Here is a 12372-nt window from a genome sequence, read left to right as displayed (position 1 = left end):
ACATTATGTGAACCGTGAATACTAAAAAGTGAATTGGTTGCCATATCGGAGGTCGCCTTACACAACGCATAAGGATGGCTTAACTTCAGCGAAACAGGTGCGCCTCAGGCCGATCAGGCATATTTTCAATAGTTATAGATATCATTCGAACACCTTGCGCGGTCACTGCACGTAGTGCTCGGAATTAATTTAGTCGAAAGAAGAGGGGCATCTAATGGGTGAGGCAAAGAGTAGGAGGCTGCGTATAGTGGCGGAACAGCGGGAAGCGTTTCGACAACACCTCCTTAGCGAGGCAAACAAATGGTCTGCTCCAGCTACGAATGAAGAAATTGAACTTGCTTTGATTCTTGACACTCTACCTCGCCGGCCTGCTAGGCGGCTTCCCAAAGAACGGCTTCAACTCATGGGAATGCCGCCGAATATGTGCCATGCAAATTGCAGATGGTATGCCGAAGGAGAACCTGCGCGCCGAGAATGTCTTGGATGGTTACAAGACGCCGATCGCGTTTACGTCCTGCATTCGTTGATTGAAATTGAAGGTGAACTTGTGTGCATAACACCATCCACCATGGGTGCGCCGGATACTTTTGAGTTCATCCCAGACAACGAAGTAGACATGATCGAAGATAACTCTGGATACGTCGCCTTTGAACGGAATGGTATCAAAGTAAGCCACGGCGTGCGCGGGGACCCCGCTCGGATGATCAAAAAGATGGGTAAACTTCAGAAGCTGCTACTGTCTGGTGTCACACCATACAAGGCAATGGAGGAGATCGCAGCTACTGATTTCGACACGTCCGACAGCTGAAATTTTCCGCTCCTACAAATGATACCCCTTCCGCGCCTGCATGCTTTGAGGGCGCCGCTAGGGTAGACATTTTCTGGAATGTGGCGAAAATTTCCCATAATTACTAATATCCGCCGATCAATGGCGGCGGGGTGAGATCAGCTTTTGCCATTAGCTGACATCATTGTATGACCGCAGTTGGCCCTTAGGAGCCATTCGCGCATCGCTTAAAGCGGAAAAAGCAGACAGGCTCCTTCAACCTTAGAGTGCGGCAGGTCTGCTTCGTTGATAGAATCCCAGATACGGGTTGTTACCCGAGCGCTATCGCGGCGCAACAGTTGACTCTCGAGCTTGCAGACAGCATCCGACTCGTGTAGAACAAAAAGAGAACAATTGCGATAATCAGTCTCTAATGAGATCTGGCGACAATACCCATTGCTGAGAGCAATATGTTCGGCTCATAGTGTCGTTAACGACTCAAGGGATATAAATGCGTCTGGCGTTGGCATCTGACGGACCCGCAATTGCACCGATTTCCCCGAAAAGGGAATTCGGAGCCTATGAGGCCTTGTGGCTCGAAACCGGTGCGACGTTCAAAACACTCGCGGAAAAGTTTGCACTTGATCCGACTGCTTTGCCTTCGGACTTTGTGTCGCCGACTGTCGCGGATGAGCGTGCGAACGAAGTGCTGGCCGCACTTAAAGGCGCGGGCGTGCACCAGTTTGGCGTTCGCATAAATCATGCGGGCGATTATCCTGAAAAGCTGCGCGATGCCCGTCATCCTGTTGAACTGCTATATTACCAGGGGTTTTGGGAGATCTCAGAGAAGCCGGCGGTAGCGGTCGTCGGCAAACGTGACGCCACGCCTGAAGGCGTGCAGCGCGCGGCGCAGATTGCCAAGGCATTGGTAGAGCGCGACTACACCGTCGTTTCTGGCCTGGCAAAGGGTATCGATCGGGCCGCTCACACGGCGGCAATTGCCTGTAAGGGGCGTACGATCGCTGTGATTGGTACGCCGTTAGGACAATATTACCCTAAGGAAAACATGGAGCTTCAAGAGGAGATTGCCACCAATCATCTTCTTATCTCGCAAATACCCGTGCTTCGCTATGCGAAACAGAACGTAAATCAAAATCGTCTGTTTTTCCCTGAGCGGAATGTGACCATGAGCGCCCTTACACAAGCGACCGTGATCGTTGAAGCGGGGGAAACGTCGGGTACGCTGACTCAGGCGCGCGCCGCGCTTTATCAGGGACGTAAGCTGTTTATCCTTGATTCCTGCTTTGAGAACAAGGACATCACCTGGCCGGCGCGGTTTGAGGCCGAAGGCGCTATTCGTGTGCGCGGGATGAACGACATCTGGGATGCGTTGGGCTAGTGCCGCGGTTCAGCAAGATCGACGAATCCAACATCGGCGACCACTATTATCTGGAATCGTCGGATCAATGCCTATTCCTATACGAGTACACCGCCGGCAAGACGTACGCCTACAGCCAGACCAACAATCTAATTAGCAATCTGAAGAAGAAACCAAGCCAGGCCATACGGCCTGGCTATCACTATAAGCGACAGGCCATAATCCAGTGCAGTACCGATCTAAGAGATGCGCTAAATCCTGACTGGCTTGCAAATGCCACCCTCGTACCGGTACCCGGGTCGAAAGCCGTGGGTGATCCGGATTTCGATGATCGCATCGAACGTATTTGCCGCGGGCTCGGCCAGAACGTCGATGTGCGCCGGCTAATTATTCAAAACGCATCCACGCAGGCCTCGCACGAGGCGGGTGATGGGCCGAGGCGGACGATCGAGGAACTGGTGGGCTTGTACCAAGTTGACGAAACCCAGGCTCATCCTAGGCCCGAGGTCATAGGCATCGTAGACGATGTTTTGACGACCGGGACACATTTTCGAGCTGTCCAGCAAGTCTTGAACGAACGCTTCCCTGGCGTGATCTGCATAGGCCTGTTCATCGCACGCTGCGTTCACACCAGTCCATTCGAGGATTTCGAGGACTAATATGCTGTGCCGAAGGCGTTTCCATGGGGATTGGAATTGAGCGCTGACCTTAAGAAATTCGAGGCGCAGCTTGACGAGGCATTTTCAAATTTGCCGGTGAACGGTGCAAATGCCGACGAATGCCTGTCCTTGGCCTGCTTGGCCTACGAATTCGTATCAAAGCAAAGCACCACCAAAAATTCCGATTTTATAGCCATTGCGATGGTGGTGCTCGCACGAAAACTCGTGAGCGGCGATGCCGGCTGCGAGACTGACCTCGAGGCCTTGTTTCAAGATCTGCAATTCGCCTCTCACTACTACATGCTGCGGGAGTATCTATATTATAGCTATAATGCTCCGGGCAGTCTCGCATGGACCTTCTCGGACGATGCCGTGGAAGTAAAGTTTGCTGACCAAACGATCCCGAGACAGTTTTTTACGGTCTGGAACGACCAGGTCCTCGGGTCCAAGGAAGTTTTTGAAGGATTTAATCGGGGACATGAAATTCGCGATCTCCTGCGCGGCCAGGAAGAAAATGACATCAACCCGGCCACCGAAGCGGCTTACGCGATCATTCGAGAAGAGGCTCAAATAAAGCTAGATGCATACTTTTGCATTATCGCTCATGACGCCGATATCAGTTTGGGAGACTACAGCTACTCGCAGTTCATTACCCTTTACCGGGCTCTTCTCGAAAAGGCGCTGTATCACCGCTATCATGCCAGCGTGAACGATAAGGTAGGCCCCGTTTTTATTCCGGAGCACGAATTAGTTGCTGCCGCGATGGAAGAATCCAGTCTGCCAGCTGAGGTGACAAAGGCCATTCTGCGAGATATCGTTTTTGACGAAGCAGCGGTCAAGGAACGCGTCGACGCTTCGTATTTTTCACTCTACCGGCGCCACGAAGACGATGACATTGTCATGCGTCCACACCATTTTGCGATCAACGAAGGGCTGGTCAACGTCCTTCGGGTCATTGCCACCCGGCGCCCGAGGCTATTTTTGCAGAACATCAGTCAGGCACTTGGCGACGGATTTGTCGCACGTCAACAGCGCGCATGGGATGCACAAGGCTTTATAGTTCGTAAGAACGTATCGCTGCGGGAATTTGACCCGTCGCTACCCGACATCGATCTACTCGTCATTTCGGAAGAGCCCACACTCGGGTACGTCATGTTTGTTTGCGAGCTTAAGAGTCCTGTCCCTCCGCGATGGGCGAAAGATCAATTGCGCGTCCTGAATAAAGACGGCGTGTCTAAAGCGTTTCAACAGGCGAAGACAATAGAAGATTTCCTCGGAACCGAGCAAGGCATCGCCTTTCTGCGTTCCGTATTGCCGCAAGAAGGGCTGCCCCATTTCGACGGGTTCATAACGGTGATCAACCATCTAATCGTAACGTCCGATAACGCCGGGATGTTCTTCGGTGATGAGGAAACGCCAATAATGAATTTTCGCACACTGGAGCGATTGTTGAGGCGCGCGGATGGCGACATAGTGTTGATTCAGCGCGTCATCGACGACTATAATGAGGTCGCCGACTCGCTCATCAGCACAAAAATGATCGAGTTCGAAATGGGGACGATCAAAGTCCGTTATGAGGTAGTTGGTGATTGCCAGCCGTTGGATTTCCCACAACAAAGTTGGAAAAATTCTGCTGAGCGTCAGGCGATGATCGACGATTTCATTGCGAGTGGTGGCCACCCATTTGATGTGCTGCCGCATGACCCTCGTCTACGAAACGGGGACTAAATGCTGTATTGTCAGTAGCGAAACGAACGCTAGTTCAGATGACCCAGGCATCCTTCGTCGTCGCGCGCGATCGCAACCAGTTTCTCCTTCAAGGATCTGCTACGAGACCGAATTAAAGTTCGATATATGACTGCAAAGGCCAGCCAAATCGACATTGCCCAGAAATTCAACATATCAATGCGGAGTAGGGGGCGCAGCAATATTTTGTCCGGTTTCCGGCTTGGCATGTAATTTGTACCCAAACTTCCGGAATGGGCGCAAAGCGGCCCCGACGCTATCCACCTGTTAACTTTTAGAACTGAGTGGGGGGGCGCTGTACCCGCGATGCCGCTTCTGGCGTTCGAGTTTTGACGCGAGCTCAATTGCTTTGGCCTCGCTGTCTAACCAGTGCTCCTTGCCTTGACCATTCGCGCCAATCCGACCCCAATGGCGCGTGACGCAAACGTCACCGAATAGTCCATTTTGAACATCCAATTCGTAAAACCGCGCCATATTCTTGGTGGGGTCAACACGAGATAATCTAATGGACATAATTGTGCAGATCCTAGCGATATTAGCCAGATTCTACAGCAGATTCAGAGACTTGTCAAAACCCGCATAATAAACATTATGAGAAATTGGTGACCGGTAACACGCGATAAGAACCCTTCTCGCGTGTAATTGGAGGAGTCACAGACCGTATCTCGGCTAGTGCTGCGGCGTGCGCGTAATATTTCAGAAATATTTCTAAGGGGAGTTACCCCGGTACGCGTATATGGAGGAACGGGCGCGCCCGCACCTAAGCACCCGGAGAAACACCCGTGTCGGAAAACGTCCAAGCTTCAACGGGCGCGACTGATTTGTGTTGTCATACCTACGTTTCGGCGACCCGACAGGTTGAAACGAGCGTTGGGCTCAGTATCGTTTATTGGAAAAAGTCTGCGAATACGCGGCGCAAAACTCTAAGATATTGGATTCGAATGCTTGCCTCCTATCAGAAACCGTCGCGTCGCTTGCTGATAACGTCTCTTAGCGCACTTGCGGTTACACCGGCATGCGCAGCGAAACCAACTCGAACGGCCATTCATGTTTACAGAGATGCCGCGTGCGGCTGCTGCGGGGCTTGGGTTGCCTCTTTACAAACGAACGAGTGGCTAAAGCCCAGCGTCGAGATCGTTGCTGATATTGCGAGTGTGAAGAGACGCCTTGGAATTCCCGAATCTGTGTCCTCCTGTCACACCGCGACCGCTGGAAAATTCCTAATCGAGGGCCACGTCCCTGCAGAGGACATTGTCCGCTACCTATCTGCCCCACTCGAAGGAACAGTCGGGTTGGCCGTGCCGGGCATGCCGATTGGCTCACCCGGTATGGAGGCTCCTGACGGACGGCGCGACCCTTACGACGTTCTTGCGTTCGACAAACGAGGCCGTACGCGTGTGTTCGCCCATCACACGTGATCCATTTGTGCAGGCCTTTTCACCACCACCACGGGGTTCTGGGCGATCAGCCCAAGTCTAATTTATCCTGGCGCGGCGATCCGCCTAACAGACAAACCGCTAAGCAGCGAGCTGACGACAACTGATACCAACCTGCATTGATTTTGACCTATATGTCCATTGTCTGAGACCGATTGGCATTATGCGCCATGGCTGTTTGAGCGATTTTGTTCCATGCCTCGCAACATAGGTCGACGATGTCGTCGTAGGATAGGAAGATGCGGTTGGACAGCCAGTTTTCCCGCACGAACTGCCAGAGGTTTTCGACTGGGTGGAGTTCTGGGGCTTTGGAAGGCAGCGGCAAAAGAGTTATGTTTTCAGGAACGACGAGCTTTCGGGATGTGTGCTACCCGGCCTGATCCAGGATCAAGGCGGCATGACACCCGGGATCGACCGCGGCACTGATTTCCTTGAGGTGCTCTGCCATACCGAAGCTGTCGCAAAGCCCTTGGTGGTGGAAGCCTGATGCGTGAACGTGGCGACATCCTCGTAACGCTCCTCTTGGGCTTCATCGTGATCTTCCCGCTGGGGTTCATCAATCATGTCTCGCCTCGTTTCCCGGGCATCCTAGCGGGGGTGTGCTGGGTATTCTCGCCTTATTGATGATGATCCTCACCATCCCCTACCTGGCGGCGAAGCACATCTAGCGGCGCTGACCGCACTCAAACGGTTTCAGCAACAAGCAAGATATGCCGACATATTCACCGGCTTCATCCGCGACCTCTCGGCGAAAGAGCGCGACGACATAGAGAAGCGGAATTGATCCATGTCTCGAGAATTAGCGCGATGGGCACGATGGCGTCGACATTGGCGCAACACAGCCGGCTTCGCTGGCAACGGAGCTACACGACGCCCTGGGACGTCGCCGTCAGCCCCGTAATATTTCAGAAATTTGTCGCATATTTCTAAGGGGAGTTTCCCTAGTAAGCGTATATGGAGGAACAGGCGCGCCCGCACCTAAGCACCCGGAGAAACACCATGTCGGAAAACGTCCAAGCTTCGACGGGCGCGACTGATGTTTGTGTTATCATACCTACGTTTCGGCGACCCGAGGGGTTGAAACGAGCGTTGGGCTCGGTGGCAGCGCAGGTTGGCTTAGATCAGATCAACTTAAGTGTAATCGTGTGCGACAACAGCCCTGACGCCGGGGCAAGGTCATTTGTCGAGGCCTACCCGATTCACTATTTCCTGAAATATGTCCACGAACCGAGACCAGGTGTTGCCAATGCCAGAAATCACGCGGTTGCCGTGTGTGAGGCCAGCTACGTCGCGTTTCTCGACGATGATGAAGAAGCCCCGCAAGACTGGATTTCTAACCTTGTTCAAATTCAGGAGCGCTTTGCAGCTGATGTCGTGTTTGGCCCTGTTTATGCTCGCTTAAGTAGCCCCACTACCCGATATGACAGCTACTTTGCGTCATTTTTCTCTCGCATTGGCGCAGCAGAATCAGAAGTTCTTTCTTCATACTACGGTTGTGGAAACAGCTTAATCAGCCGCAATTGTATGATAGGTCCACAGCCCTTCTCTACCGAACTCAATGACTTCGGTGGAGAGGATGACCAGCTATTTCACCGACTTATGCAAGACGGGGCGCAATTTGCTTGGGCGGCAGATGCCTTTGTTTATGAGGACGTTCCCCCGTCACGAAAGCGACTTTCGTACACCCTTCGCCGGGCGTTCAACTTCGGACAGGGCCCGAGTTACACGGCAGCCAAGGCGGGCAAAACATGGTCGGCAGTCGCGTGGATGCTCAAGGGCCTTATTCAGGCGACTGTCATGACGCCTATCGGCCTAATTCTCCTGCTATTGAGGCGGCCCGAGGCTGCGCCCACACTGGATAAAGCGGTGCGAGGATTGGGAAAACTGATATGGTTTGTTTCCTTTCGTTTCTATGGAAGCGCTCTGCTATCAAAGCGCGATATAAATACTTCAAACGAAACTAAAACACTAAGTATATCTAATTGACACCCACGTCTTTGTGGCCTCATTATTTGGAGAATGGTTGCGAAATGCGCTCGGTATGCTTCATATTATGATAGGCTCAGAAAATGGCCAGGAACACTGCGTTCCTACGCATCCCCGAGCGAAGAAGCCGCGAAACGCAACGTTCTGGTGGTCTGATTTTTCATGGAGTGGCGGAAAACTTTGCATAAATAAAACCGGCATTCGCTTGGAGATCAGCGGTGCATTATTTCAGGAATTGTTTAATTGGGTTCTATACCTTGCGCTGCTTTACTTCGTGGCAGCTTGGGTTACTGTCGCGGGAAGGCACAAGAAAACCTTGTGGTTTGGGCCCGACGAGCCAAGGCCTTGGTACCTCATGCGTGGCGTCGCCATGTGGTCAGGCATAACGTTGGCGGACAGCGTCGATACTGCCGATGCCGCGGTATATTTCGATGATAGCACCGTAGGCTCTCCGCCTTTAGTTACTATCACGCCGCATTTCAATCATCGATGTACGGATATCAGTAAAAGCCGTGTCGCGGAAGTATTTGAAGACGTATTTGGTTATCATCTATCTGTAAATCCCGCCGAGGTCGTCGGAAAGATTGTTGAAAAGCCTGAAAAAAACGGCGTGCATGGCGGCCGCATTGTCGATGGTCCGATGATGCCCAGGAAGGGTTTTACCTATCAGAAACTTATCGATACCCGTGGCGTAGACGGGAAATGTCGCGACCTGAGGACCCCGTGCGTCGGTGGGAATCCTGTTTTGGTTTGGATCAAGCTCAAGTCTCCAGAAGGCCTCTTTTCAATCAATAACGAAAGCGCATTCCTAAAGGCGCCCTCTGATATATTTTCCGAAGATGAGATGGTGAAGATCGCCGCGTTTTTGGCGCATATGGGACTGGACTGGGGCGGACTTGACATTTTGCGGGACCGATCAGACGGGCGCATTTACATTGTGGACGTCAATAAGACGGATATTGGTCCGGTTATCGCACTCTCTTGGCGCGATAAAGTAGCTTCAATGAATTTGCTATCGACAGCACTACACAACATGCTGTCTGCTTAGCGACAAAGCGGAATGCTCCTGGCGATGGGAAAAATGCCAATGGTGTTTCGCCGGGGTCAGCTTTTCAGAACTAAATGGCGCGCCCTGCAAATTAATTCTGAACAGTTCGGCGCGTTCTCAGGTGCACGCCCTGCCCACCGAGAGAGGCCCAGCCGGCAATTGTGGTGGAGTGTGGTTGTGATTAGCTTGCACGCGGCCGTGATTTTTTGTCCTCCTGGCCGTTTGCAATCTGCTCTGACCTGGGATTTGAGGACCGGGATTGGAGTCGTCGTTGTCGTCAGCACGCTACTTTTTCTCAAGCTTTTTCTTATCCTGAAGCATAGGCATTAGGATTTTTTGTCCGAAAGGGCTCCGAAGCGATGTGCCGATTTCGCCGGCCCATGGGCGCCCGTGGCAATGTCGCTGAGGATTGGGCAGTCGGGACGATGATCGCCGGCGCAGCAATCTGCCAAGTGCTCAAGAGTGGCCGCCATCTCTTCCAGGTCGGTGATCTTCTTCCGGAGTGCGGCCACGTGGCCGATGGCCATTTGTTTGACTTCGGCGCTTTGCCGCCCAGTGTCTCGCCACAAAGCCAGAAGATCGGCAATTCGGTCTACCGTAAAGCCAAGGTCTCGCGCGCGTCGAACGAAACGGAGGGTATGAACGTCCTTTTCGGAATACAGTCGGTATCCCTTTTCAGAGCGCTGCGCATGCATGACCAGGCCCGTTTCCTCATAGTAGCGGATCATCTTGGCGGAAACGCCAGATGCCTTGGCAGCTTGTCCGATATTCATGTGATGTCTCCAGTCAGACGGCCGAAACGATGAAAGGGGGACGGAAACGTCTAAGCCTGAGCGCATTGCTGAGGACAAATACCGACGACAAGGCCATTGCCCCCGCAGCTATGACAGGAGACAGAAGCATTCCTGTGAATGGATAAAGCGCGCCGGCAGCCAACGGTATCAGCGCGATATTGTAAGCAAACGCCCAGAACAGGTTTTGGTGAATATTGCCAAGCGTAGCCTTCGATAAGGCAATGGCGTTTGGGACGCCTTGCAGGTTACCGGACATAAGTACGACATCTGCGGCTTCGATAGCCACATCGGTACCTGTGCCTATGGCTAAGCCAACATCCGCTTCGGCCAGTGCCGGAGCATCATTGATGCCGTCTCCGATATAAGCGCTCGCTCCGAATTGTGTCTTGAGACGGCGCACCGCGTCCAGTTTTCCTTGAGGGAGAACCTCAGCCACTACTTCGTCTATGCCGAGCGACTTGGCCACTGCGTTTGCGGTATGGCGGTTGTCACCCGTGATCATTGCGACCTTAAGGCCGAGGCTGTGAAGCGCTTTAATGGCTCCAGGGGTTGTCGGCTTGATCGGATCTGAAACTGCGACAATCGCCGCGAGCACACCATCAATAGCGGCGTAGACCGGTGTCTTCGCTTCCTCCGCCAGGGCGTTAGCCAAAGTTTCAAAAACCGCCGGCTCAAGACCCAGTTGGCGCATAAAGCGGTCGGCACCCACGTGAACCCGTCGCCCATTTACGGTCGCTGCAATGCCGTAACCCGTAACAGAGGAAAAATCGTCGACCGCCGGAATAGACAAGTTTTCATCCTTGGCGGCCTTAACGATGGCTTGAGCGACCGGGTGTTCCGATTTGGCTTCTGCGGCTGCCAAAAGGGCAAGGACATCGTCACGATCGAAGCCATGGAGCACGTGCATGTCTGTCAGAACAGGCTTGCCAAGCGTCAGGGTGCCGGTTTTGTCGAGCATCACCACCTTCGCATCTTTCAGCCGTTGCAGCGCATCTCCCTTTCGGAACAGGATGCCAAGTTCAGCCCCTCGGCCAGTGCCCACCATGATTGAGGTAGGGGTTGCCAGACCCATGGCACAGGGACAGGCAATGATGAGAACCGCTAGGGCGTTTACCAGTGCGAATGTTAAGGCAGGCGACGGCCCCAGGGCGAGCCATGCGGAGAATGTCAATGCCGCTACGGCCATGACCGCCGGAACGAACCAAAGCGTCACCTTGTCGACCACGGCTTGAATCGGCAGCTTGGCCCCCTGCGCCTGCTCGACCATCCGTATGATCTGCGACAAAAGCGTATCATGGCCAACGGCGGTTGCCTTTATGGTCAGAGCTCCAGTTTGATTGACCGTGCCGCCAACAACAGTAGCACCATGTGCCTTTTCGACAGGCACCGGCTCTCCGCTGATCATTGACTCGTCAATGAAGCTCCGGCCGGTTAGCACTTCGCCATCCACCGGCACCCGCTCTCCAGGGCGGACCTCGACATGATCGCCGAGTTGCAGATCGACGACATCAATATTCGAGGCGATGCTATCTCGCACAATGCGGGCGGTCTTTGTCTGAAGGCCGATCAGGCGGTTGGTGGCCTCGGATGTTCGGCCCTTGGCCTTTGCTTCCAGAAACCTTCCCAGTAAAATCAGGGTGACAATGACAGCGGCTGCTTCGTAGTAGACATTTACGGTGCCGCGCGGCAGCCATTGCGGTGCAAAAGTCGCGATAAGCGAGTAGCCATAAGCCGCGATCGTACCGACAGCGACGAGCGAATTCATATCGGGCGCCAGGCGAGACAATGCCGGAAGCCCTTTCTTGTAAAAGCGAAGACCAGGCCCGAACAGAACGGCAGTGGTAAGCGCAAACTGCAGCCACCAGGTCGAGGTGATGCCAATTGTCGCTTCAATGAGTGAATGCGCGCCGGGGATTAGGTGCGAGCCCATCTCGAGCGCGAAAACCGGAGCGGTTAGTGCAATTGCGATGGCAAGATCGCGCTTGAGCGCCTGTGTCTCGATTTCGCGGCGTTCGACCGCCTGGTCGTTAGCGGCGGCCGCCGCTTCGACCAGCTTGGCATCGTAGCCCGCTTCTTCAATAGCGTTAATCAACCTGACGGGATCGATGTTTTGACTCAGTTCGACGTGAGCGCGCTCGGTAGCGAGATTGACCGATGCACGTGCGACACCCTGGACGCCCTGGAGCGCACGTTCGACGCGGCCCACGCAGGACGCGCAGGTCATTCCCTCAACCAAGAAATCCAGGGCGCTTGGCGCTGGCACCGCGTAGCCTGTCGATTCAATGGCTTCGATTAGATCATTTCGCGAGATAGCTCCCAAGGTCCTTACCAAGGCGCGCTCCGTTGAAAGGTTCACCTCGGCAGAGGTGACCCCTGCGACGGCCCGCAACGCCCTCTCGACCCGGCCAACGCACGAGGCGCAGGTCATACCTTCGATTTGTAAGGTGACGGCTTCTTCTTTGGAATTCAGCGTTGTTTCCATAACGCAGGCTTTCATTTTGCTTGTCCTGCATGCCTAAATAGAGGTTCCAATCATTGCAAGGTCAATAGGCGCTCGCT

At 53.6% G+C, this 12372-nt stretch carries 11 protein-coding genes and 1 pseudogene; 7 read left to right on the top strand and 5 right to left on the bottom strand.

The annotated features are described in order from the left end of the window. Nucleotides 1-214 precede the first annotated feature (214 nt). The 4 genes from ABI_RS24800 (at nucleotide 215) to ABI_RS00135 (ending at nucleotide 4531) form a co-directional block, all read left to right on the top strand. A complete protein-coding gene (locus ABI_RS24800; protein ID WP_157138649.1) occupies nucleotides 215-808 on the top strand; it encodes a hypothetical protein in 594 nt (197 codons plus the stop codon). Between the two features lie 469 nt (nucleotides 809-1277). Next, nucleotides 1278-2165 carry a DNA-processing protein DprA gene (locus ABI_RS00145; protein WP_040308384.1) on the top strand — a complete coding sequence of 296 codons (888 nt, stop codon included), beginning with the start codon at nucleotides 1278-1280 and terminating at the stop codon, nucleotides 2163-2165. Further along, on the top strand, nucleotides 2165-2803 hold the full coding sequence (locus ABI_RS00140) for a hypothetical protein (protein ID WP_006270758.1): 639 nt from the start codon (nucleotides 2165-2167) through the stop codon (nucleotides 2801-2803). Before ABI_RS00145 ends, ABI_RS00140 begins: the two co-directional genes overlap by 1 nt. A gap of 36 nt (nucleotides 2804-2839) precedes the next feature. After that, nucleotides 2840-4531 (top strand): hypothetical protein, encoded by a 1692-nt coding sequence (locus tag ABI_RS00135; protein WP_157138648.1) that lies wholly within the window; start codon nucleotides 2840-2842, stop codon nucleotides 4529-4531. 285 nt (nucleotides 4532-4816) lie between these two features. Here ABI_RS00135 and ABI_RS24105 read toward each other — a convergent pair whose 3' ends face one another. Next, nucleotides 4817-5062, bottom strand: a complete 246-nt coding sequence (locus tag ABI_RS24105; RefSeq protein WP_083811346.1) for a WGR domain-containing protein — start codon at nucleotides 5060-5062, stop codon at nucleotides 4817-4819. A gap of 428 nt (nucleotides 5063-5490) precedes the next feature. Between ABI_RS24105 and ABI_RS26575 the strand changes: the two genes are divergently transcribed. Further along, nucleotides 5491-5967: a DUF411 domain-containing protein gene (locus ABI_RS26575; RefSeq protein WP_083811345.1), complete on the top strand. Its 477-nt coding sequence runs from the start codon at nucleotides 5491-5493 to the stop codon at nucleotides 5965-5967. Nucleotides 5968-6066: 99 nt separating this feature from the next. Here the strand turns inward: ABI_RS26575 and ABI_RS26055 are convergent. Beyond that, nucleotides 6067-6433 (bottom strand): annotated as a pseudogene (locus tag ABI_RS26055) (transposase); the annotation flags it as partial. Further along, nucleotides 6373-6549 carry a hypothetical protein gene (locus ABI_RS24790; protein ID WP_006270754.1) on the bottom strand — a complete coding sequence of 59 codons (177 nt, stop codon included), beginning with the start codon at nucleotides 6547-6549 and terminating at the stop codon, nucleotides 6373-6375. The gene ABI_RS24790 and the pseudogene ABI_RS26055, both read right to left, overlap by 61 nt. A gap of 435 nt (nucleotides 6550-6984) precedes the next feature. On the opposite strand from ABI_RS24790, the gene ABI_RS00125 reads away from it, so the two are divergent. Together ABI_RS00125 and ABI_RS00120 are read left to right on the top strand one after the other, a co-directional pair. Beyond that, entirely contained in the window at nucleotides 6985-7971 is a 987-nt protein-coding gene (locus ABI_RS00125; protein ID WP_006270753.1) for a glycosyltransferase family 2 protein, read from the top strand. Nucleotides 7972-8026: 55 nt separating this feature from the next. Then, nucleotides 8027-9019, top strand: a complete 993-nt coding sequence (locus ABI_RS00120; RefSeq protein WP_006270752.1) for an ATP-grasp domain-containing protein — start codon at nucleotides 8027-8029, stop codon at nucleotides 9017-9019. A 326-nt stretch (nucleotides 9020-9345) separates the two neighbouring features. Here ABI_RS00120 and cueR read toward each other — a convergent pair whose 3' ends face one another. After that, the gene (gene cueR / locus ABI_RS00110) at nucleotides 9346-9792 is read right to left on the bottom strand and encodes a Cu(I)-responsive transcriptional regulator (RefSeq protein WP_006270751.1); all 447 of its coding nucleotides are present in this window, start codon (nucleotides 9790-9792) and stop codon (nucleotides 9346-9348) included. A 13-nt stretch (nucleotides 9793-9805) separates the two neighbouring features. Then, nucleotides 9806-12310: a heavy metal translocating P-type ATPase gene (locus ABI_RS00105; RefSeq protein WP_083811344.1), complete on the bottom strand. Its 2505-nt coding sequence runs from the start codon at nucleotides 12308-12310 to the stop codon at nucleotides 9806-9808. Nucleotides 12311-12372: the final 62 nt, after the last annotated feature.

Origin of the sequence: Asticcacaulis biprosthecium C19, assembly GCF_000204015.1 — a bacterium.
Lineage (GTDB): Bacteria > Pseudomonadota > Alphaproteobacteria > Caulobacterales > Caulobacteraceae > Asticcacaulis > Asticcacaulis biprosthecius.
The sequence above is the reverse complement of the archived record's forward strand: the minus strand, read 5'-3'. Positions and strand labels throughout refer to the sequence as shown.

Coding starts and splice junctions, on each gene's coding strand:
- ABI_RS00120 (WP_006270752.1), top strand. CDS start 8,027: ATGCTTCATATTATGATAGGCTCAGAAAATGGCCAGGAACACTGCGTT.
- ABI_RS24790 (WP_006270754.1), bottom strand. CDS start 6,549: ATGATTGATGAACCCCAGCGGGAAGATCACGATGAAGCCCAAGAGGAG.
- ABI_RS24105 (WP_083811346.1), bottom strand. CDS start 5,062: ATGTCCATTAGATTATCTCGTGTTGACCCCACCAAGAATATGGCGCGG.
- ABI_RS24800 (WP_157138649.1), top strand. CDS start 215: ATGGGTGAGGCAAAGAGTAGGAGGCTGCGTATAGTGGCGGAACAGCGG.
- ABI_RS26575 (WP_083811345.1), top strand. CDS start 5,491: ATGCTTGCCTCCTATCAGAAACCGTCGCGTCGCTTGCTGATAACGTCT.
- ABI_RS00145 (WP_040308384.1), top strand. CDS start 1,278: ATGCGTCTGGCGTTGGCATCTGACGGACCCGCAATTGCACCGATTTCC.
- cueR (WP_006270751.1), bottom strand. CDS start 9,792: ATGAATATCGGACAAGCTGCCAAGGCATCTGGCGTTTCCGCCAAGATG.
- ABI_RS00105 (WP_083811344.1), bottom strand. CDS start 12,310: ATGAAAGCCTGCGTTATGGAAACAACGCTGAATTCCAAAGAAGAAGCC.
- ABI_RS00125 (WP_006270753.1), top strand. CDS start 6,985: ATGTCGGAAAACGTCCAAGCTTCGACGGGCGCGACTGATGTTTGTGTT.